Raw genomic sequence first — 20,656 nt, 5'->3', positions numbered from 1 at the left:
CGGCGGACCGATCCGGCTTTGAGCCGTAACCGAAGCCACCGCCTTCAGGCGGTGGAGCATTCACTGGCAGAATCCAAGCTTGGTACCGGCTGGGAACGGGGGAATACGTCACCTAGGCGGAAGCTCGTTCGCCCTCAGTCGAATTCACGCCCATGACCCGAAGCTGCCTTCCATCAATGCGGATTTTTTCAGAATCTCCCGTTCGGGTTGGCCGAGGCCTCAGGCAGGATTTGACCTCAGGCAGGATTTGAAGTGTCGCGGCCAAACGGGCGCCATTCGGACATTCCGGTACCATCATTGTTCACGCGGCCCGGTATCCTACAGCGTCTGCGAACTCTGCCACAGCCAGATTGCGAGCGAGCCTGAACGCCCGCGGACCTGTGCTTCCACAGGTCCTCTTAGAGCACCAGATTTGAACAACTCGCAGTCGCGGCCGGCGACTTGCAGCATTTTGTCGCTCACTGCGACTTCGGCATTTTTGTCGGCGGCGATCTCCATCAAGCGACTGGCGACGTTAACCGTATCACCCGTAATCGCGATGTGCTGACGGCCTTTGCCACCGAGTCTCGACGCAACGATTGTTCCGTAATGCGCTCCGATCTTGAAGCCGAGCCTGGATGCAGTTGATGCGGGCAACGAGACGAGCCAGTTGTTGGTACGGCTGGAGAGCGCTGCGCAGCAGCGGGCAGCATTGAAGGCATCATCTGTCGCTGCTTCCGGTAGACCGAACAGGATCATGGCTCCGTCACCCATGAAATTCGTGACAACGCCACCGCAGCTTGTCACCTCTTCGTCCACCAACGCATGGAACGTGTTCAAAAGTTCGCGTGTGGCGTTCGGCCCCAATGTTTCGCTCAGTCCGGTGAAACCGGACAGGTCAATGAATATGATGGCGGCGTCCCTCCGGACAGGTTCCAGGAGAAAGTCGCCATGCTTCGCGAGCCACCCCGCAAAGCCCGGGGCCTGAACTCGTTGCAGCAATTCGCTCTGCGTGGCGTAATACTGGGCCTGGTTCCTGCCCAACCAAAGCTGCGCGGCCCCGAACAAAATAGCCGGTGGAACGGCGGCGGCCATCGGCAACGCCGCGCTCAGCCAGATATGGTGTGAGAATGCGGTCATATTGACCACGAACCAGATCACAACCACGCCGACGATCGCTGCAAGGCCGATGGCGTTGCGACGCCATGCCAACAGCCCCACAAGAACCACTGGCAGCACCACTGCAAAGCCGGCATCTGCAAGGCGAACGTACTGATCTCGCACTATGCCGTCGCCGGTCATCAGATGGGCAATGGCCGTCGACATGACCTCGACGCCTGGGAGCACGGGATCAAACGGTGTCGGGAAAACATCGCCGGTGCCGGTTGCCGTTGCACCGATCACAACAATTCGATCCCGAAGAATGCCGACATCGACTTGCCCCCCCAGCACCGTCGTGGCGCTGATCGTGCGGATCGTGCCGCGGGGGCCATAGAATGTCAGAGGGAGTATGTGACCAATGTCCGTCCGAATCCGCTGTCCGCCCAGAGATAGATGGTCGGGCGCAATTCCCGGATCCTCTCGCACCGCCATGGCGGCAACGCGCAGGGAGAAAGACGCTTCCGTCCGGTCTCCGGCCCGAAACAGCAACGGGACGAACCGAGGCGTTCCCGTCCAGTCGGTAACCACGTTCACGACGCCGACAGCGGCGATATCCGAGAACGCTTTCAGGGGCCACAGAAACCGCTTGGCATTCGGCACTCGGGCGAGAGGGCCATCGCCCTCGACTGCAATCGATTGTTTACCTCCCGAGTAGACCGCTGCAGCAGCGATTACGCTTGAAGTCCCATGCAGCGAACGCGCGAGCGCCTCATCATCACCTTTTTTCCCGGGATCGACCAGCAGCAGGTCGACCGCAATGGCTTTCGGTCCAAAGCGAGCTATCGTATCGACAATCCGGGCAAGCGTGGCGCGGCTGAGGGGATAGCGGCCCTCGTTTCGGACCGCTTCGTCGTCTATTGCGACAATGGTAATCAGCTCAGGCGGCTTTGCCGTTCCCCGAACAAGCGTTCGAAGATCCGTCATCGTTGCTTCGACGCGATCGAGGGACCACATGTTGCCACGCCAGTGCGCAAAGCCAAGGCCGGCCCCCCAAAGACCCGCCAGAACGAGCGCGATCAGCGTCTGAAGCGCTCGCCCGCTCATTTAGCTTACTGACCGAAACGGGCCATCAAAGCCGAAACACGTGCGGCGGGCCAGCGCTTGACCGTCAGTGTGCCTGTTCCGGCTTCCACATCGACGCCTTCGCCCGGCCCGAGGACCACGCCAGCATTGGACGCCGGCCTTTGCACGGCGACGCGACCTTTGACGACGAAAACAGACGTCTTGCCTCGGGCAACGTCGACTGCCCATCTTGTACCTCGCACCGCCGCGATCGCCTGCGGGGTGACGACAGCGAAGCCACCCCGGACCCTGCCGGCTGGAGCATCGAATAACAGCGCCTTGCGCCGTAATCTGACCGCATCGGCACTGCCATTTCGATCACGGTCCACCAGTGCAAAACGAGCGCCATCTTCCGCAATGATGGTAAGGCCTTCCCGGCATCTCAGAATTTGTCGGGACGTACCTGCTACCACTCTGAACGTACAGCCGGCGTTATTCGACTGCGCTGAAGCGGTATCCACCCAGAAGACACAGCCAAGCATGCATGCCACCAGGCTCCGGAGATATCGGCCACTTGCGCTCATGAACGTCTCCTTGCTTTTGCGAAAATCTGCGGCAAGAAAATCTTTGCATTGTCTTCTGCGGTCAGCTTGGCGGTATACTCATGCTTACGAACCGGCACTTGCAGCCGCGTTGCCCCAAAGGTAGCACGGTGCCGACCAGCGATCTTAGCACGATAGCTTGCTCCAACACCAAATAACGCGACATCAAGCCGTTTGAAGCGGCCGCGATGCGAATGTCGCGAACGTCACGCGGCGACGCGGCTGTTCGGCTCATCTGCCAGAACGAGCAGGTCACGCCAGAAGCAGACGGCGATCGTACCTCTGCTGAGCGACCGGTTTTGGCGCCACTTTCTCGTACCCAATCGACGAGACGAATGACAGCATTCCACAGGCTGCACCCGTTGCAGACAATCATACTGGGCGGTGGCGTAACTCGTCACAGCGCGCCGCCCCGCGTCCAACATTTCAATGGGACCACACAGCCGGACCGGCGATGCGAAACCAGAGCGTCGCACTTTGCGACATATCACCTCTCGAAAAGCCTCGGCTGCATGCTAAGAGACTCAAAACAGCAAACGGACTGAGGAGCGGCCGGCATGCAAGGCGAAAACAAAAAAGCAGCCCGGTCGGACCTCGACGAAGCCGCACTTTATTTCCACAAGCATCCACGCCCTGGAAAGCTTGAAATCCAGGCAACAAAGCCGCTCGGCAACCAGCGCGACCTGGCGCTTGCCTATTCGCCCGGGGTCGCGGCGCCCTGTCTGGAAATCCGCGACAATCCGGCGGCCGCCGCCGACTACACGGCGCGGGCCAATCTGGTTGGCGTCGTCTCCAATGGTACGGCGGTGCTCGGCCTCGGCAATATCGGCCCGTTGGCCTCCAAGCCGGTGATGGAAGGCAAGGCCGTGCTGTTCAAGAAATTCGCCGGCATCGACGTCTTCGACATCGAGATCGACGCGCCTGACATCGAGCGGATGGTCGAGACGATCTCGGCGCTGGAGCCGACCTTCGGCGGCATCAACCTCGAGGACATCAAGGCGCCCGAATGTTTTGAGGTCGAGGAACGGCTGAAGGCCCGCATGGCCATACCGGTCTTCCACGACGACCAGCACGGCACTGCAATCATCGTCGCCGCCGCCGTGCTCAATGGGCTGGAATTTGCCGGCAAGACGATCTCCGACATCAAGATCGTCACCTCCGGCGCCGGGGCAGCGGCCCTCGCCTGCCTCAACTTGCTGGTTTTGCTGGGCGCACGCATCGAAAACATCTGGGTCACCGACCGTTTCGGCGTCGCCTACAAGGGCCGCGTCGATGAGATGGACCGCTGGAAGGACCCCTATGTGAAGGACACCGAGGCGCGCACGCTGGCCGATGTGCTGCCGGGCGCCGACGTGTTCCTGGGTCTTTCGGCCGCCGGCGTGCTGAAACCGGAATTGCTCCAGCACATGGCGCCAAAACCACTGATCCTGGCCTTGGCCAACCCCAACCCCGAGATCATGCCGGAAGCGGCACGGGCGGCGCGACCCGACGCGATGATCTGCACCGGCCGTTCCGATTTTCCCAACCAGGTCAACAACGTACTCTGCTTTCCTTACATTTTCCGTGGCGCCCTGGACTGCGGCGCCAGCGCCATCAACGAAGAGATGAAAATGGCTGCGGTGCGGGCGATCGCAGCCCTTGCCCGCGAGGAACCGTCGGATGTCGCCGCCCGCGCCTATTCCGGCGAAACGCCGATCTTCGGGCCCGATTTCCTGATCCCCTCGCCGTTCGATCCCAGGCTGATCCTGCGCATCGCGCCGGCGGTGGCCAAGGCCGCCTGCGACACCGGCGTCGCGACACGGCCGATCACCGACTTTGCCGCTTATATCGACACGCTCAACCGCTTCGTCTTCCGCTCCGGCCTGGTCATGAAGCCGGTGTTCACGATGGCCAAGACGTCGAGCGCCAAGCGCGTCATCTATGCCGACGGCGAGGACGAGCGCGTGCTGCGCGCCGCCCAGGTGGTGCTGGAGGAAGGCATCGCCGAGCCGATCCTGATCGGCCGCCCGCATGTCATCGAAGTCAGGCTGAAACGCTATGGACTGCGCATCAAGCCGGGCGTCGACTTCGGCCTGATCAATCCCGAGGACGATCCGCGTTATCGCCACTATGTCGACCTTTTGATCGAACTCGCCGGCCGGCGTGGCGTGACGACGGAGGCCGCGCGCACAATGGTGCGCACCGACAACACGGTGATCGCCGCACTTGCCCTCAAGCGTGGCGACGCCGACGCCATGGTCTGCGGCCTGGAAGGACGTTTCGAGCGGCATTTGCGCAATGTCACCCTGATCATCGGCCCGCGCGCCGGCATCAAGGATCACGACCTGTCGACGCTTTCCATGCTGATCTCGCAGCGCGGCATCATTTTCCTCACCGACACCCATGTCACCGTCGATCCAACTGCCGAGGAGATCGCCGAGATGACGGTGCTGGCTGCCGAAGAAATCCAGCGCTTCGGCATCGAGCCCAAGGCCGCCCTGCTGTCGCATTCGGATTTCGGCTCACGCGACTCGCCAAGCGCGCTCAAGATGCGGCAGGCAGCGGCGATCCTGGCGCGCATCGCGCCAGACCTGCAATGCGACGGCGAGATGCATGCCGACTCGGCTCTGTCGGAGCCGCTGCGCCAGCGGGTTTATCCGCATTCGCGGCTGAAGGGCGAAGCCAATCTGCTGGTCTTCCCCAATCTCGATTCGGCAAACATCACGCTCACCGCGCTGCGCGCGATGATGGACGCGCTGCATGTCGGGCCGATCCTGCTCGGCACCGACAGACCGGCGCATATATTGACGCCGTCGGTGACATCGCGCGGCGTCGTCAACATGACGGCGCTCGCGGTGGTCGAAGCAGCCCACAAGGCGCAGGCGGTCGTAAGTCTGGGCTAGGGCAATCGCTTCAGGTCTGCGCTGCCCCTCATTGCCCTGCCGGGCATTTCTCCCCGTATAGTGACGGGGAGAAAGATGCCTTCGCAAACGATTTCGCCAATCTCCAGCGTTGCAAAAAGTGTGCCGAGGTTGCGGCCAGACCCTTCTCCCCGTCACTATACGGGGAGAAGATGCCGGCAGGCAGATGAGGGGCGGCGCCGACGTTGCATTGGTCACGCCCAACATCAGTCAGAGACTCCTTTGTGTGAAGCTATTGCCCTGACCTGGCCATAGCCAATCTGGGCAAAACCCAATTTGACGGTAAGCTGAACAAAAAGTTAACCCCAAACGCGGTAGCTTTCACGACGGGCGGATAAACGGAGCTCAGACGGATGACGGGCGGAGGGTGGAAGCTGACGCGCGCGGCAGCACTGCTCGGTGCGCTGGCATTGTCAGGCTTTGCCGCCACCGAACTGCAGGCCGCCTCCGGTGTTTGCCGGCAACTGGAAGCCGATCTCGCGGCCGCTTCGCGCGGTGGCGGCACCAAGCCGACCCTGCTCAGGAAATATGATGATGCAATCGTGCGGCAGCGCCAGCAGATTTCAAAGGCCGTCAGCCAATCCAGCCGCGCCGGCTGCGGGTTTTCGCTGTCGCGCCGCAACGCCAACGCATGCGCCACACTCGACGCCACCATCGGTCGCATGGCAGCCAATCTCGACGGCTTGCAAGCCAAGCGCGCTGAACTCGCCGGCGGCGGTGCCCGCCGCGATCGCGCACGCATACTGGCTTCGCTCGACGCCAATGGCTGCCGCGACGATGCGGCGCCCAAGCCGGCACCGGGCCGGGACGCCAGCCGTGGAACCGGCGACCGAAACTTGCTCGACCAGCTTTTGGGCAGCGATGCAATTGAACCCGGCGTGCCCGCCTGGCCTGAAGAGCCCAATCAAGCTGTAGGCCCGCGCGACATCCGCACCATGCTCGCCGACGACATGGGCCAGCCGCACGGCGAATTCCGCACCATGTGCGTGCGCACCTGCGACGGCTATTTCTTCCCGATGTCGAATGCTGCCTCGCTGGGCGATTTCGAGCGCGACCAGAAGAACTGCGATTCGAGTTGCCCCGGGACCGAGATGCAGGTGTTTTATACGCGTAGCTTTGGCGACGACTCGGCTGACATGACGTCTTCGGTAACCGGCAGGCCCTACAGCGAACTGCCGACCGCCTATCTCTACAAGCAGCCCGCGCGCCCGCCGGCCTGCGGCTGCAACGCCGCGCGAAATTTCGAGATCATTGCCGGCAACCCGCCAAGCCCGGAACAAGCTGACCCCGCCGACCCCGAGAGTTTGGCCAATGTCGAAGGCCGGCTCGATCGCGAAGCCATCGAGCGCCTCGCCGTAAAACCCTCGCCGACGACCTTGCCGCCACCGGAACAGCGCAAGGTCAGGGTCGTCGGGCCAACGTTCCTTCCCGACCCAGCAGCGGCAACAGATCTGCAAGCTCCGGCCCCGAGGGCTGGCCGGTAAGCGCCAGCCTGAGCGGCGTGAACAGCGCCTTGCCCTTGCGGCCGGTTGCTTCCCTGATCCTGCCGGTCCACTCCTTCCAGACCGACCCGTTCCAGGGGTCTTCCGGCAAAAGATCGAACGCCTGGCGAAGGAACTCGCGGTCGACGTCGGAAAAATCCGGCTGCTCCTGCGGGCCGTCGCGAAGCGCGCGCCACCAGATCGCTGCATCGGCCAGCCTGTCGAGATTGCCGCGCACCGCCAGCCAAAAGGGCTCAGCCTGTTCGCCGGAAATGCCGAGCACGATCAGCCGGTCGCGCGCCTCGGAAAACGGCATATGGTGCAGCAGCGTGCGATTGAGCACGAAGAGCTCGTCCGGATCGAATTTGGCTGGGGATTTCGATGTCGCCGCCGGATCGAAGCGTTCGGCAAGCTCAGCCATCGTCTGCACCGCGACGACGTTCTCCGAGGTGCCGACGAGCACCGCTAGCGAGGCGACGGCCATCGGCTCGATGCCGGTCTCGCGCAGGCTTTCGATGGACAGCCCGCCGCTCCGCTTCGACAGGCCCTCGCCCGATGTGGTGGTCAACAGATTGTGGTGGCCGAACACTGGCGGCTCGGCACTCAGCGCCTGGAACAAGGCTAACTGCACGCCGGTATTGGTGACGTGGTCGTCGCCGCGGATGACATGGCTGATCCCCATCTCGATGTCGTCGGCCACCGAAGGCAGAGTATAGAGATAGGTGCCGTCCTCGCGCATGAGAACCGGGTCGGAAAGCGAGGCGAGGTCGACGGTTTCCTCGCCGCGCACCAGATCGGTCCAGTGGATTTCGGTGCGCTCCGGCTGCAACGGGTCGCTGGTGAAATTGGGCAGGAGAAAGCGCCAGTGCGGCCGGCGGCCATCGGCCTGGTATTCGGCGACCTGCTCAGCCGTCAGCGTCAGCGCCTCGCGGCCGTAGACCGGCGGCAGGCCGCGCGTGCGGCGCACCTTGCGCCTGAGATCGAGCTCTTCCGGTGTTTCGTAGCAAGCATAGAGAAGGCGCGCCGCCTTCAATTTCTCCACCGCCGCATCGTAGATCTCGAAGCGCCGTGACTGGTATTCCGTGGCGTCGGGAAAGATGCCCAGCCAATGCAGATCGTAGAGGATGGCGTCGGAGAATTCCTGCGTCGAGCGCGCGACGTCGGTGTCGTCGAAGCGCTGGATGAAGCGGCCCTTGTTGTTCATGGCGAACAGCCAGTTGAACAGCGCAGTGCGCGCATTGCCGATATGAATGCGGCCGGTGGGCGATGGGGCGAAACGGACGGTTACTGTCATGAACGGGGCGTACCGGATGGTTTTGCTGTTGACAAGACGCCCCCGCGTTTGGCCGCAGACATAGAACGTGACGAAGGCGATGAAAAGGCGGCAGCGCCGCGCGTTCTAGCGCATCGGCCCGAAAATCGGAACCGATTTTCGGGCCGCACGATGCGCAGATTTCAGATCGCCAGCCCCCTGGTCAATTCGAGCGCCTGGCGCTCGAACAGCCGGCGGTAGATGCCGCCTTGCAGCCGGATCAGCTGATCATGCGAGCCCTCCTCGACGATGCGGCCGCGATCGAACACCAGGAGCCTGTCAAGCGCTCGCACCGTCGAAAGCCGGTGCGCGATGACCAGCGTCGTGCGGCCGACCATCAACCGCTCCATCGCCTGCTGGATCAGCACCTCCGATTCCGAATCGAGGCTCGACGTCGCCTCGTCCAGAATGAGGATCCGCGCATCGGCAAGGAAAGCCCGCGCGATCGCCACCCGCTGGCGCTCGCCGCCCGATAGTTTCACGCCACGCTCGCCGACCAGCGTGCCATAGCCTTTCGGCAGATCGACGATGAAGTCGTGCGCGCTTGCCAGCCGTGCGGCATGCTCGATCTCGGCCTGCGTCGCGCTCGGCCGGGCATAGGCGATGTTTTCGGCCAGCGACCGATGGAACAGGATCGGCTCCTGCTGGACGATGGCGATCTGCCCGCGCAGCGATGCCTGCGCCACCACGGAGATATCCTGGCCGTCGATCAGGATCGTTCCCGCGTTTACGTCGTAAAGCCGCTGGATCAGCTTGACGAAGGTCGTCTTGCCCGAGCCCGAATGGCCGACCAGCCCGACGCGTTCCCCCGGCGTGATGTCCACCGAAAAGTCGCGATACAGCGGCAGTCGGTGGCTGCCGTAATGGAAGGTGACGTTGTCGAAGCTGATGCGGCCGTCGGTGATGCGGATCGGTTTGGCGCCGGGCACATCCTCGATGCCGAGCGGCTCGAACTGGAAGTCGACCAGTTCCTCCATGTCGTTGATCGAGCGCTGCAAATTGCGGATGTGGGTGCCGATATCGCGCAAATAGCCTTGCAGCACAAAAAACGAGGTCAGCACGAAGGTGACATCGCCGGCGCTCGCCTGCCCCCACGACCACAAAAGCAGGGAGAATCCGACCACCGCTGTTCGCAGAAGCAGCAGCATCGATCCTTGCGTGGTGCCGTTGATGGTGCCGCGCACCCAGGTGCGGCGCGTGCGGGCGCGCCATCTGGCGACGACCTTGGCGAGGCGCGTTTCCTCGCGTTCCTCGGCGCCAAAACCCTTGACCACGGCGTTGCAGCTCACCGCATCGGCCAGGGAGCCGCCCAGGCGTGTGTCCCATGCATTGGCAAGCCTTGCCGCGGGCGCGACATAGCCAAGCGACAGCAGCGCCGTCACCGCGATGAACAGCACCGAGCCTGCGGCGACGACAGCACCCATCAGCGGCCAGAACCAGCCGAGCAGCAGCGTCGAGCCGACGAGCATGACGACGGACGGCAGCAGCGCGATCAGGATCGTGTCGTTGAGCAGGTCGAGCGCCCACATGCCACGGGTTATCTTGCGCACGGTCGATCCGGCGAAGCTGTTGGCGTGCCAGTCGGTGGAGAAGCGCTGGACGCGGTGGAAGGCGTCGGCTGCGATATCCGCCATCATCTTCAGGGTCAGTTCGACGATGGCCATGAAGGCGAGGTTGCGCAGCACGACACCGGTGAGCGCCAGCGCCACCAGCATCGAAAACGCCGCCATCGCCGCGTTCCAAGCGACGTCGTCGGCCGCAGCACTGCTGGCGACGGCGTCGACCAGCCGGCCGGAATAGAGCGGCGTCAGCACGTCGGCCAAGGTAGACAGCAGGAACGTGCCCATGATGAGCGAAAGCCGCCACGGCTGGCGCCGCCAATGGCTGAGCGTGAAGCCAAGGACGCTGCGAAAGGCGCCGGCGCGCAAATCGATCTGAAAACGAGCCATGATGTCATTCGGGCGCAAACGAGCCCGGTCCCGCTAAGGTCGAAATTGAGAAAACCGCGTTGGGCGCGTGAGTGCCCGGGAATGCGGAAGGTTCGGCATTTTTGGCGGCTCGCCCGAATACGGGCGGCGACCGGCATCGACGAATGCCTGTTGTCAGATCGCCTGGGCATGAAGGTGAAAACCTTCCGGCGCGCCCTCTGAACCTAGGCTTCGCGGCCTCGCATAACGATGTCAAATCCTGGCATTCGGTCCTCCCATTAGAGCGATGTGCGTCCATTCGGACGCACAAAGTACGCTCTAACTCTTGAATCTGCGCATCGTGCTTTCTGAAAATCGATTCCGATTTTCAGGCCGATGCGTAGGGATCGCGGAAAGGCGTTTATAGAGTCGCGTCAGCGCCGCGCCAAGTCAGTGGAAGGCCAAAAGTGCATCTGGTCCAACTGGTGAGGCGATTTTGCAACAATCGCGGGTTGTGCACTTCCTCGCGGCAGCCATTTTCACAAGAGCGAGAAACGGCGATCTACCCGCCATCCCTGAACCGGTTGGTGATGGGATAACGGCGGTCGCGGCCGAAATTCTTTTTGGTGATCTTGACGCCGGGCGCTGCCTGCCGGCGCTTGTATTCGGCAATGTAGAGCAGGTGCTCGATGCGCGTCACCGTTGCCCGGTCGTGGCCGCGGGCAACGATCTCGTCGACACCCATCTCGTTCTCGACCAGACACTCCAATATGTCGTCCAGCACCGGATAGGGCGGCAGCGAATCCTGATCCGTCTGGTTCTCGCGCAGTTCCGCCGACGGCGCCTTGTCGATGATGTTGTTCGGGATCACCTCGCCGGAAGGGCCCAGCGCACCCGGCGGCACATGCGTATTGCGCCAGCGCGCCAGCGCATAGACCTGCATCTTGTAGAGGTCTTTTATTGGATTGAAGCCGCCATTCATGTCGCCGTAGAGCGTGGCGTAGCCGACCGACATCTCGCTCTTGTTGCCGGTGGTCACCACCATCGAGCCGAACTTGTTGGAGATCGCCATCAAAATAGTGCCGCGCGCGCGGCTCTGCAGGTTTTCCTCGGTGATGCCTTCCTTGGTGCCCTCGAAAAGTTGCGTCAGCGTATGCAGGAATCCCTCGACCGGCTCGAAGATCGGCACGATGTCGTAACGGCAGCCGAGCGCGCGGGCGCAGTCCTCGGCGTCCTTGAGTGAGTCCTTCGAGGTGTAGCGGTAGGGCATCATCACGGCGCGCAGCCGCTCCTCGCCGAGCGCATCGACGGCAAGTGCTGCGCAGATCGCCGAATCGATGCCGCCGGAAAGACCGAGCACGACATTCCTAAAACCGTTCTTGTTGACGTAGTCGCGCAGGCCCAGCATGCAGGCGCGGTAATCGGCCTCCTCCGTTTCCGGGATTTTCGACATCGGTCCTTCGGAGCAGACCCAGCCCTCGGAATTATTTCCACTTTGCGCGCCTGCGGCAGCGCGGTTGCGCTTCCAGGTGGTGACGTTGACCGTTTCCTCGAACTGGCTCATCTGGAAGGCCAGCGTCTTGTCAGAACCTATGGCAAACGACGCGCCGTCGAAGATCAGCTCGTCCTGGCCACCAAGCTGGTTGGCGTAGATGATCGGCAATCCGCATTCGATGACCTGGCGAATGACAATTTGGTGGCGAACATCGACCTTGCCGCGATAATAGGGCGAGCCGTTCGGCACCAACAGGATTTCCGCGCCGCTTTCGGCCAGCGTCTCGCAGACGCCGACATCGCCCCAGATGTCTTCGCAGATCGGAATTCCCAGGCGCACGCCGCGAAAATTGACCGGTCCCTGGATTTCAGGGCCGGCCTGGAAGACGCGCTTCTCGTCGAATTCGCCGTAGTTCGGCAGATCGAGCTTGTAGCGCTCGGCAAGGATCTTGCCGCCATCGGCAAAGATGATCGAATTGTGCGTGCCGCTCTTGCGCTTCAGCGGCGTGCCGATGATGACGCCCGGCCCGCCATCGGCAGTGTCGCCAGCGAAATCCTGCGCCGCCCGCTCGCAGGCTTTCAGGAACGCCGGCTTCAGCACCAGGTCCTCGGGCGGATAACCGGCGAGGAAAAGTTCGGTGAACAGCACAAGGTCGGCGCCTTGTCGGGCGGCATCCGCCCTCGCCTCGCGCGCCTTGGCGAGATTGCCGGCGACATCGCCAACCGTTGGATTGAGCTGGGCGACGGCGATGCGCAATATGTCGGAAGCGGTGTTGTCGGTCATGCCTGCTGACTTAGCGCGACAGAATTCGCCGGGCAATGGCGTTTGCTTGGACCACCCCAGACCTAATGACATGGGTCATTCTTGCCAGACCGATCGGACCGCCGGATACCGATCGCGTCCTATTCGCCCATATATTCGCGCAGTGCCTGCGGCGAGTGGTTTTCGCCGATCGACATCGCCAGGATGCGCGAAACATGCCGGCGCGGCAGCCCGGTATCCGCCGCCCAGGCATTGATCTGGTTCTGGATCTTGTCGAGATCCCGCTTCGATGTCGGGTGTTCGGCGATGTCCAGGCCGGCGTCGCGCAGTGCGGCCGCCATGTCGCCTGAGATGATGAAGGCGTCCCACTCCAGCCACCTCAAAAAATACTGGCCGGTATTGCCGCCGAGCCGGCTGCCATGCTTGCCGAGATAGGCCATCAGTCCAATCTGGTCGTCTTCTGGCCAGTCGGCGAGGAACCTGCCAAAGCCGCCGTGCTCCTTCGACACCCGCTCGACGAAAGCCGCGTTGTCGCGAACCGACTTGATCTTCTGCGGATTGCGCACGATGCGCTCGTCGCCTGTCAGGTCGTGCCAGAAATCGTCAGGCTGGAACAACAGCCGTTTCGGCTCGAAGCCGAGGAACGCTTGTTCGAAACCCGGCCATTTCTGCTCGATGACGCGCCAGACGAAGCCAGCAGCGAAAACACGCTCGGCCATGGTCGAGAGAATGCGGTCGTCGGAAATGTCAGCCACGGCGGCATTGTCAGGCATAGGCCCCAGCAGCGACGCCATCACCGCTTCCCCGCCCTTGCGTTTGGCCGCGCGGGCGCGGATTTTCTGGAAATCCATCATTGTTTCCTCACCCTGTCGCGTCAATCTACCACTTCCCGCGCGAACCAGTAGCCTCTACCTCTATCGCTGACGACGGAGGCGACGATGAACAAGACGATCGAGGAACTGGCGAACCGTTGGCTGAAGCGAAAGCCGGACGGCCTCAGCGCACCTGAAAACCGGGTGCTGCAATCAACGCTCGAGCGCACCACGATCTCCAAGGATACCAACAAGGCCGTCGCCTTTCATCAGACGTTTGGCGACCGCCTGGCCGACACCATCGCCCGGATCGGCGGCTCGTGGTCGTTCATCCTGACATTCATTGCTTTCCTGATCCTGTGGACGGCGGGCAATGTCTGGCTTTTGACGCGCGACGCCTTCGATCCCTATCCCTTCATCTTCCTCAACCTAGTGCTTTCTATGGTCGCGGCCCTGCAGGCGCCGGTGATCATGATGGCGCAAAACCGCCAGACCGAGCGCGATCGTATCGATGCCGCGCACGACTACGAGGTCAATCTCAAGGCCGAGATCGAGATCATGGCGCTGCATGAAAAGCTCGACGAACTGCGCCACAGCCAGATCATCGGCATGCGCGACGAGATCGCCCGGCTAGCCGAGCAGGTGAAGCGCATCGACGAGATTCTGTCCAAGCAGCGGACGCGTCCATGACGGATGCCATCCATAATCTCGTCGCACAATATGGGCTGATTGCCGTCTTTCTGGGCTGTGTCGCCGAGGGCGAAAGTGCCGCCCTCCTTGGCGGGTTTTTCGCGCATCAGCATGTCTTCGTCCTGTGGCAGGCGTTTCTGGCGGCCGCCATCGGCGCCTTTGTCGGCGACACGCTCTTCTTCACTCTCGGACGAAGCTTCGCCGACTATCCGCTCGTGATCAAATTGAGAGGTCGGCCAGGCTTCAGCCACGCCTATCGTCTCGTCTCCAACCATCCCGACATTTTCGTGCTGTCGAACCGCTTCATTTACGGCCTGCGCCTTGTCGGCGGCATCGCCGCCGGATTGTCCGGCATTGCCGTGACGCGCTTTGTCATTCTCAACGTCATTTCATCCATGGTCTGGGCCGGATTGTTCACCACCATCGGCTATGTGTTCGGGCTGGGCGCGGAGCGCATCGTCGGCCAGGCGTTGGCCCGTCACGAGCGATTGCTGATCGCCCTGGCGATTGGGTTGGGCGTGGCCGTCCTTGCCCGGTTCATCGCTCATCGCGTTGCCAAAAAGGAGCGCAGCAAGGAGACGTGAGGATCAGTCGATGCCGAGCGCCCGGTCGCCACGATCAAGGATCAGCGGGATGATCAGGTCTTCCTCGTCGGCAAGGTGCCGGGTCAGCATGGCGACCAGCCGGCTGTTCTCGTCGGCATACACATCGGCGGCAAAGCGCTGCTTGTCCTCGCTCTCGCTTAGCGTGCGGATGAAAGCGTTTGCGGCCTCGGCATTGCGCTCCAGCCCTTCATGGATCGTATGATGATCGGCATCGAGAATCTCGAAGCCGCGCTTCAGCCGGGTCTCGGCCTTGGCGAAGACCGGAAAATAATTGATATCCTCGACGTTATGGTGGCCGTCGAGATGCCCAAGAAAATGGTTGAGCCGCGGCGCGAACCAGCGCGCGAACTCCGGCGCCGTCAGCCGGCCCTCGCGATAGTCGCCAATGCCGTTGGTCAGCATGCCGCCGAGCTCGCGAAACATGTCGTGCCGCTGCAGCCACATGTTGGCGATGCCATGGATGTTGGTGTGGCCCTGCCAGACCTCGCGCGGATATTTTTCAGCCAGCCAGCGTAAATCGTCCGGCAGGCCTGCCCGCTCCAGCAGTAGAAAATCGGCACCTTCACCCATGACGGTCTCCTTTGGTGACCGTCATATAAGAGGTGAGATACTAGATCGGTAGCCCCAAGATTCGCTCGACGATGGCGATCCCCCAGACGCCGGCAACGATCACCACCGAAATCAGCACCGCCAGCGAACCGCAGTCCTTGGCGAGCTGGATATCGACGTTGAACTCCCGGCTGAACGCATCGCATGCGGCCTCGATGCCGGTGTTCAGCACTTCGACCATGATCAGCAGCAGCACCGCGCCGATCAGCAGCGCATAGCCGCGCCACGACACCGAAACAAACCAGCCGAGCGGCAGCGCCAGCACGAGCAGCATCAACTCCTGCTGGAAGGCTTTCTCGCTGGAAGCCAACTTGCGAAATGCCCGCACTGAATTGAAGAAAGCATCGATCAGCCGCTGCATGCCAAACCTTTCCGAACCACCGGCAGGGGATAGCGCAATGGCCGGATCAAGGGAATAAGGCGATCGCTGCAAAAATCATTTGCCGGCGAGCCTGTCACCCATCGGCGACCTTGATCGCCGGCGTCGACTTTTCGAACTGCGGCAGCCCATCGTCGATCGTGTAGTAGTCGCCCTTGTCGCCGACGAAGATGTGGCATTGGCCCTGAAGTCCGGTGGGCTTGTCGAACAGTCCGGCCAGGACCGAGACGTATTCATCATCCTGCGGCTTCCAGAACAGCAACGAGCCGCATGTCTTGCAGAAACCGCGCCTGGCAAACGAAGATGCTTCGTACCAGGTGATGCTTTCCGCGCCCACTATTGTGATGTCTGCGTTGGCAACATTGGTTGCAGCGTAGAAATGCCCGCTCTGCTTCCGGCACTGCGAGCAGTGGCAGTAGATGACGCCGCGCAAGGCCCCTCGCGTCTTGAACCGCACAGCCCCGCACAGGCATGATCCGCTATGCATGTCGTCCATCTCGCCCCCCAACGCAGTCGTCATTCTCGGCGTCCCTTGCCAGGATTCCAGTTTTGCAGCGGCTGTGTCCAAGCAAATGCGACATTCGATGGGTGTGTTCCGCATAGCACGGTTTGTACAAAGCGGCAGGCCGCGCCAGCAGCCTCTCAACGGCTCGCCGCATTGTTAAAGCCAACTATCTTTCCATATGAATTTTTATTGGCTATATTTTCATCAGAAAGGAGAGACTGCCGACAATGCAACCCGATCTCGCCGCCAATACGGCCGAAAATGCAGTCCTGACCAAGGCCACGCTGCGCGCCGCCGACCTGCTGGACATTACCGCCAGGATGCTGGCCTCCATCATCGGGGTTTCGGAAGCCACGGTTTCGCGCATGCGCAGGCAGGAGTTCCTGCTGGAGCGTGGAACCAAGCCGTTCGAGCTTGCCGTGCTGTTCGTCCGCCTGTTTCGCTCGCTCGACGCCATTGTCGGCGGCGACGAGACCGTCGCCCGGGCATGGCTGAAGAACGCCAACACGGCCTTCGATGGCACCCCGCTCGAAAAAATCGTGACGATATCAGGGCTTGTCGATGTCATCGCCTATCTGGACTCCCGACGCGCTCTCGTCTGAAGCCGCCAAGCGAAATGGCAAGTATGGGCTCGACGGCAAATACTGGCGCATGGTCGAGGCGCAGCACCGCGTCTCGACATTGAAAGTCGTTGACACGTTCGACGAGCAGGCCCTCCTCGAAGACCTGATCGACGAAACCAAGCCGCAAATCCCCTTGGAATGCCGGCATCTGCATTATCTCCTGGCAACGCCCTTCCGCTACGGCTCGATCTATCCGCACGGTTCGCGCTTCCGCCGCGCCGGCAGGACCAAGGGCGTCTACTACGCGGCGGAAACCATGATGACCGCCGTCTCTGAGATGGCTTTTTACCGCCTGCTGTTCTTCGCGGAATCGCCGGCCACGCCGTGGCCGCGCGACGCCGCCGAATACACCGCCTTCGCCGCCGCGATACGCTGCACCAAGGTGATCGACCTGACGCGGCCGCCGCTCGACCGCGACGCGGCGGCGTGGACGCACCCGACCGACTACGCGGCCTGCCAAGATATTGCCGATGTCGCGCGCGAAGCCGGGCTGGAGGCGATCCGCTATCGCTCCGTGCGCGACCCGAAAGGCGCCAATGTGGCGCTGCTGGCATGTAGCGGCTTTGCCAAGCCGAAACCGCTGGAACCCCACACCTGGCGCATCAGGCTGGGTGCCTTCGGCGTGCAGGCGATCTGCGAGTTCCCGCAAAAGCGGATCGAGTTCTCCAGGACGGCGTTTGCCGCCGGAAGGCAAGTTGGCGACGGCGGATTCCCTCGACCTTGGGATTAGAATAGCCAGAAATAGGTTGGCAGATAACCGATCACCTGGAGGTATTCGATGCCTTCGATGGCTGGAAAGACCGCGAGAAAATAGAGAGCATCGAAGAATGTGCTTCTTAGCGCTTTCGTGGAGAACGTGTGCTGATGCTCGTCGTGATAAAGCCATAGTTTGGGCCAGAACCGTGGTGTTCTGGCCGCATACGCCTCGTATTGCAGGCCAAACTTTCCCAGAAGAAACGCCTCTTCCTTTCTGGCGGTCATCCCGAAAACCGCGTAGGTGCACACTCCGAGAACGACGGCAACGATGATCGACCCGAACATGAGGCCGATGCCGAATGCTCCAATCATCGAAAACAGATACAGGGGATTGCGAGTGATCGAGTATGGCCCGTTTACCGCCAACTCGGTGTTCTTCCGGCCCCCGACATATAGGATGCTCCACAATCTTCCGAATATGCAGACGAGGATCAGGACAAAGCCTGTCATCTCGATAAGTTCATGAAGGGTCGATGCTTCGTCCCAGCCTGGTCGAGAGAACAACAGCGATCCGATCGCCGCGATGCTCAAGCCCTGGACGACAAGAAGTCTCTTTCGCTGATTGAAAGGTTGCGGGGCAATTGAAGCGGACATCATGGTTCCTTTGACAGAGGCTTTTTTGGCGCTCGCGCCAAGCATCCGGTTCATTTTCGGGAGAGGCGCCGCAAGTTTAGGGCCAATGACCGCGGAGCAAGCGGCGCCGGCCCATGCGGCCCTATTCCTTACTATTAATCAGAACTTCACGAGCCGTGCTGCGCTTGTAGCGCTTGCAGGTGACTCCTTCCAGCCGATGGGCCAAGGGCGCGGCCAGGAGACCGCGCCCGCTCGCGCGTCAGACGAAGAAGAAATCGGAGGCATTGATCCGCGCGGAGTCGAAATTGGCGATCTCTAGGGTTCCCTCCGCGAAGCTCAGCACGGTCGACCGTCCGTCCTGCGTGACGGCAATGTCCTCGAAGCTCTCGACGCCCGTATAGGTCGCGATCTCGATGCGATCGGCGCCGTTCTCGAAGCCCCGGATCAGGTCACTGCCAAAAGGTATCAGGTCGAAGACAAAGACGTCCTCGGCGCCGGCCTCGCCAAAGAGGGTATCGTCGTCCGCGCCGCCGGACATCCGCGCGCCGTCGCCGCCGGCCCGGAGCCGGTCGTCGCCTTGACCGCCCTTGAGCTCGTCGAAGCCATCGCCGCCGCAGAGCCGGTCGTTGCCGTCGCCACCTGCGAGTTCGTCATCGCCCGCACCGCCCTGAATCCTGTCGCGACCCTCGTCGCCATTGATCTCGTCGTCGCCCTCGTCGCCGAACAGCCGGTCGTGCCCCTCCTCGCCGGAGATCTCGTCATCGCCGGCGCCGCCATATGCACGATCGTTGCCGTCGCCGGCCTCGATCTGGTCGTCGCCGCCGCTACCACGGATCACGTCGTTGCCGTCGAGCGCGATGAGCTGATCGTCCTCATCGGTTCCGACGAGCCGATCCGGGCGGTCCGTGCCGACCCGCCGGCTGATGCCGGTTGCTTCAACCAGGGCATTAACTGTCTCGCCGCTGAGCGGCGCATCGCTAACGGCAACGAAAGCATCGTCGAAATCGCCGTCGAAGTCCTCGGTGCTGGCCAGGCCATCCTCGAAGCTCACCACCTCGACCCCGGCGAGGCCGTCGTCGATATCGCTTGCAAGGGCGTTCTCGCCGGCCACCGGGTTCAGGAAGTTGAAGCCGTCGCGGTTGCCGACCGAGTGGAACGCCCGGATCGGCAGGAGGTTGCCGTCGGCGTCGGTGACGACCGGCGCCACCCGGTCGTAGATGGTGGCCGGGCCAGGCGTGTAGGTCGTCGCGTCGTCGCCGTCGTAAACGTCGGCGACATCACCTGAGGTGAAGTCGCGGAAGAAGAGGCCGCCGTCTGCGTAGTCCTCGAGCTCGAGGCCGAGTTCCTCGACATCCGGGATGAGGAACAGGCCGAGCGACTGCCCGGCCGCGACCGTCATCGTCGCCTGGGCGCCCGCCTTCACGTCCTCGGTGTCGGCAAAGAGGATGCGCGCCTCGCCAATTTCGCCCGTCGCGGTGTCGAAAGTGTAGGCGCCGATCGCAGCGTTGGTGCTCGCGTCCTCGCTGAGGAAGGTGATGGTCTTGGCAGCGCCGTCTCCCGCGAAGGCGAGCTCCGTCGGATCGACGGGGGTGGAGACGTCGACTTCGCGCCTGTTCGTGATCTCGATGACGAGTTCGGGCTCATCCTCCGAGAGCACCACCTCCTCCTCCAACACCAGGCCAACGCCGGGCGCGAAGTATTTGTAGGCGCCCACGCCGGGCTCCAGGCCCGAAGTGTCGAGGATCTTGACGACACCGTGAAAGGAGCCGAAGTCGGTCTCGACGTCGAGGCCGGTTGCGATCACCTCGCCTTCATCCTCCGCCACGCCGGCGTAGAACTCCTGGAAATAGCTGTCGCCCGGCATCGGTGCTGCGCGCATGATCCATCCCGGCGCGGCGCCGTCGACGCCTGCCTCCCACGATCCGCCGAAGTCGGTCCCGATGAACTCGCCCTCGTCGTTGTAGTTGTAGTTCGTCGCGATCTCGCCCAGATACCAGACATTGCCGTCATCGGCCTGCGCGTACCAGTCGAGCGTGTCCTCGACGAGAACGCCGTCAGCATAGGCCGTATCGCGGACGACGACCGTCTCGACGCCCTCGATGATCTTCGTCTCGAACGTGGCGAAGTGATCGTTGCGCTCCGTCTCCTCCTCGCCGGTCTCGGGATCGATAAGCGCGGCGCCGTAGCTGTTGATGGTGCCTCCGGGCAGCGGAAAGAACGTGTTGTCGATGTTCGTGGAATTGCCGAACGTGGCGGCGGCAAAGTCGGGTAAAATGGCCATGGGAATGTCCTCCGAGGTGGATCGCGTCGCGGGTGCGTCCGCGGCCGGACGCTCGCCGCAGTCCCCAGCATGGCTTAGCTCCCGCCTCACGGGAATCCGGCAGGCGTGACGGGTAAAAAGACTCAGCCTTTCAAAGCCCTAGACGGCACATCCTACGGATGTGAGTGCCCTGCCGGCGGCATGACAGCTTTCCCGGTCACGGACTGCAGTCAAGTATCTGAG

At 62.2% G+C, this 20,656-nt stretch carries 17 protein-coding genes; 6 read left to right on the top strand and 11 right to left on the bottom strand.

Annotation, left to right across the window (positions count from 1 at the left end; translation table 11 throughout):
* Positions 1 to 318: 318 nt before the first annotated feature.
* Complete coding sequence (locus BQ8794_RS33300; protein ID WP_077383988.1) at positions 319 to 2,184, bottom strand: CHASE2 domain-containing protein; 1,866 nt, start codon at positions 2,182 to 2,184, stop codon at positions 319 to 321.
* 5 nt (positions 2,185 to 2,189) lie between these two features.
* Complete coding sequence (locus BQ8794_RS33295; protein WP_077383987.1) at positions 2,190 to 2,726, bottom strand: FecR domain-containing protein; 537 nt, start codon at positions 2,724 to 2,726, stop codon at positions 2,190 to 2,192.
* A 575-nt stretch (positions 2,727 to 3,301) separates the two neighbouring features.
* Between BQ8794_RS33295 and BQ8794_RS33290 the strand changes: the two genes are divergently transcribed.
* Positions 3,302 to 5,626: an NADP-dependent malic enzyme gene (locus BQ8794_RS33290; RefSeq protein ID WP_077383986.1), complete on the top strand. Its 2,325-nt coding sequence runs from the start codon at positions 3,302 to 3,304 to the stop codon at positions 5,624 to 5,626.
* Positions 5,627 to 5,997: 371 nt separating this feature from the next.
* A complete protein-coding gene (locus BQ8794_RS33280; protein WP_077383985.1) occupies positions 5,998 to 7,128 on the top strand; it encodes a DUF2865 domain-containing protein in 1,131 nt (376 codons plus the stop codon).
* On the opposite strand, the gene gltX is transcribed toward BQ8794_RS33280, so the two are convergent.
* From gltX to BQ8794_RS33260, 4 genes are all read right to left on the bottom strand, one after another.
* Positions 7,046 to 8,419, bottom strand: coding sequence for a glutamate--tRNA ligase (gene gltX, locus BQ8794_RS33275; RefSeq protein ID WP_077383984.1), 1,374 nt, complete (start codon positions 8,417 to 8,419; stop codon positions 7,046 to 7,048). The genes BQ8794_RS33280 and gltX overlap by 83 nt on opposite strands.
* A 161-nt stretch (positions 8,420 to 8,580) precedes the next feature.
* Positions 8,581 to 10,386: an ABC transporter ATP-binding protein gene (locus BQ8794_RS33270; protein ID WP_077384139.1), complete on the bottom strand. Its 1,806-nt coding sequence runs from the start codon at positions 10,384 to 10,386 to the stop codon at positions 8,581 to 8,583.
* Between the two features lie 520 nt (positions 10,387 to 10,906).
* Positions 10,907 to 12,622 carry an NAD+ synthase gene (locus BQ8794_RS33265; RefSeq protein WP_077383983.1) on the bottom strand — a complete coding sequence of 572 codons (1,716 nt, stop codon included), beginning with the start codon at positions 12,620 to 12,622 and terminating at the stop codon, positions 10,907 to 10,909.
* A gap of 119 nt (positions 12,623 to 12,741) precedes the next feature.
* A complete protein-coding gene (locus BQ8794_RS33260; RefSeq protein ID WP_077383982.1) occupies positions 12,742 to 13,455 on the bottom strand; it encodes a DNA-3-methyladenine glycosylase I in 714 nt (237 codons plus the stop codon).
* A gap of 84 nt (positions 13,456 to 13,539) precedes the next feature.
* Between BQ8794_RS33260 and BQ8794_RS33255 the strand changes: the two genes are divergently transcribed.
* Both BQ8794_RS33255 and BQ8794_RS33250 read left to right on the top strand, forming a co-directional pair.
* Positions 13,540 to 14,103, top strand: a complete 564-nt coding sequence (locus BQ8794_RS33255; RefSeq protein ID WP_077383981.1) for a DUF1003 domain-containing protein — start codon at positions 13,540 to 13,542, stop codon at positions 14,101 to 14,103.
* Positions 14,100 to 14,687 carry a DedA family protein gene (locus BQ8794_RS33250; protein WP_077383980.1) on the top strand — a complete coding sequence of 196 codons (588 nt, stop codon included), beginning with the start codon at positions 14,100 to 14,102 and terminating at the stop codon, positions 14,685 to 14,687. The genes BQ8794_RS33255 and BQ8794_RS33250 overlap by 4 nt, the downstream gene beginning before the upstream one ends.
* 3 nt (positions 14,688 to 14,690) lie before the next feature.
* Here BQ8794_RS33250 and BQ8794_RS33245 read toward each other — a convergent pair whose 3' ends face one another.
* From BQ8794_RS33245 to BQ8794_RS33235, 3 genes are all read right to left on the bottom strand, one after another.
* On the bottom strand, positions 14,691 to 15,278 hold the full coding sequence (locus BQ8794_RS33245; protein ID WP_077383979.1) for a hemerythrin domain-containing protein: 588 nt from the start codon (positions 15,276 to 15,278) through the stop codon (positions 14,691 to 14,693).
* 40 nt (positions 15,279 to 15,318) lie between these two features.
* Positions 15,319 to 15,678 carry a diacylglycerol kinase gene (locus BQ8794_RS33240; RefSeq protein WP_077383978.1) on the bottom strand — a complete coding sequence of 120 codons (360 nt, stop codon included), beginning with the start codon at positions 15,676 to 15,678 and terminating at the stop codon, positions 15,319 to 15,321.
* 94 nt (positions 15,679 to 15,772) lie between these two features.
* A complete protein-coding gene (locus BQ8794_RS33235; RefSeq protein ID WP_077383977.1) occupies positions 15,773 to 16,192 on the bottom strand; it encodes a GFA family protein in 420 nt (139 codons plus the stop codon).
* A gap of 236 nt (positions 16,193 to 16,428) precedes the next feature.
* On the opposite strand from BQ8794_RS33235, the gene BQ8794_RS33230 reads away from it, so the two are divergent.
* Both BQ8794_RS33230 and BQ8794_RS33225 read left to right on the top strand, forming a co-directional pair.
* Entirely contained in the window at positions 16,429 to 16,803 is a 375-nt protein-coding gene (locus BQ8794_RS33230; RefSeq protein WP_077383976.1) for an MbcA/ParS/Xre antitoxin family protein, read from the top strand.
* Positions 16,763 to 17,554: an RES family NAD+ phosphorylase gene (locus BQ8794_RS33225; protein ID WP_077383975.1), complete on the top strand. Its 792-nt coding sequence runs from the start codon at positions 16,763 to 16,765 to the stop codon at positions 17,552 to 17,554. The genes BQ8794_RS33230 and BQ8794_RS33225 overlap by 41 nt, the downstream gene beginning before the upstream one ends.
* Here the strand turns inward: BQ8794_RS33225 and BQ8794_RS33220 are convergent.
* Complete coding sequence (locus tag BQ8794_RS33220) at positions 17,551 to 18,228, bottom strand: methyltransferase family protein (RefSeq protein WP_244555187.1); 678 nt, start codon at positions 18,226 to 18,228, stop codon at positions 17,551 to 17,553. The genes BQ8794_RS33225 and BQ8794_RS33220 overlap by 4 nt on opposite strands.
* Before the next feature lie 184 nt (positions 18,229 to 18,412).
* Entirely contained in the window at positions 18,413 to 20,434 is a 2,022-nt protein-coding gene (locus BQ8794_RS33215; protein ID WP_077383974.1) for a hypothetical protein, read from the bottom strand.
* Positions 20,435 to 20,656 lie beyond the last annotated feature (222 nt).

The organism is Mesorhizobium prunaredense, assembly GCF_900156895.1.
GTDB lineage: Bacteria > Pseudomonadota > Alphaproteobacteria > Rhizobiales > Rhizobiaceae > Mesorhizobium > Mesorhizobium prunaredense.
Note: the sequence above shows the minus strand (reverse complement) of the source record. Positions and strands in the feature narration are given on the sequence as shown.

Excerpts from the sequence above, each read along its gene's own strand:
- BQ8794_RS33300 (WP_077383988.1), bottom strand. The coding sequence starts at position 2,184 with ATGAGCGGGCGAGCGCTTCAGACGCTGATCGCGCTCGTTCTGGCGGGT.
- BQ8794_RS33295 (WP_077383987.1), bottom strand. The coding sequence starts at position 2,726 with ATGAGCGCAAGTGGCCGATATCTCCGGAGCCTGGTGGCATGCATGCTT.
- BQ8794_RS33290 (WP_077383986.1), top strand. The coding sequence starts at position 3,302 with ATGCAAGGCGAAAACAAAAAAGCAGCCCGGTCGGACCTCGACGAAGCC.
- BQ8794_RS33280 (WP_077383985.1), top strand. The coding sequence starts at position 5,998 with ATGACGGGCGGAGGGTGGAAGCTGACGCGCGCGGCAGCACTGCTCGGT.
- gltX (WP_077383984.1), bottom strand. The coding sequence starts at position 8,419 with ATGACAGTAACCGTCCGTTTCGCCCCATCGCCCACCGGCCGCATTCAT.
- BQ8794_RS33270 (WP_077384139.1), bottom strand. The coding sequence starts at position 10,386 with ATGGCTCGTTTTCAGATCGATTTGCGCGCCGGCGCCTTTCGCAGCGTC.
- BQ8794_RS33265 (WP_077383983.1), bottom strand. The coding sequence starts at position 12,622 with ATGACCGACAACACCGCTTCCGACATATTGCGCATCGCCGTCGCCCAG.
- BQ8794_RS33260 (WP_077383982.1), bottom strand. The coding sequence starts at position 13,455 with ATGATGGATTTCCAGAAAATCCGCGCCCGCGCGGCCAAACGCAAGGGC.
- BQ8794_RS33255 (WP_077383981.1), top strand. The coding sequence starts at position 13,540 with ATGAACAAGACGATCGAGGAACTGGCGAACCGTTGGCTGAAGCGAAAG.
- BQ8794_RS33250 (WP_077383980.1), top strand. The coding sequence starts at position 14,100 with ATGACGGATGCCATCCATAATCTCGTCGCACAATATGGGCTGATTGCC.
- BQ8794_RS33245 (WP_077383979.1), bottom strand. The coding sequence starts at position 15,278 with ATGGGTGAAGGTGCCGATTTTCTACTGCTGGAGCGGGCAGGCCTGCCG.
- BQ8794_RS33240 (WP_077383978.1), bottom strand. The coding sequence starts at position 15,678 with ATGCAGCGGCTGATCGATGCTTTCTTCAATTCAGTGCGGGCATTTCGC.
- BQ8794_RS33235 (WP_077383977.1), bottom strand. The coding sequence starts at position 16,192 with ATGGACGACATGCATAGCGGATCATGCCTGTGCGGGGCTGTGCGGTTC.
- BQ8794_RS33230 (WP_077383976.1), top strand. The coding sequence starts at position 16,429 with ATGCAACCCGATCTCGCCGCCAATACGGCCGAAAATGCAGTCCTGACC.
- BQ8794_RS33225 (WP_077383975.1), top strand. The coding sequence starts at position 16,763 with ATGTCATCGCCTATCTGGACTCCCGACGCGCTCTCGTCTGAAGCCGCC.
- BQ8794_RS33220 (WP_244555187.1), bottom strand. The coding sequence starts at position 18,228 with ATGAACCGGATGCTTGGCGCGAGCGCCAAAAAAGCCTCTGTCAAAGGA.
- BQ8794_RS33215 (WP_077383974.1), bottom strand. The coding sequence starts at position 20,434 with ATGGCCATTTTACCCGACTTTGCCGCCGCCACGTTCGGCAATTCCACG.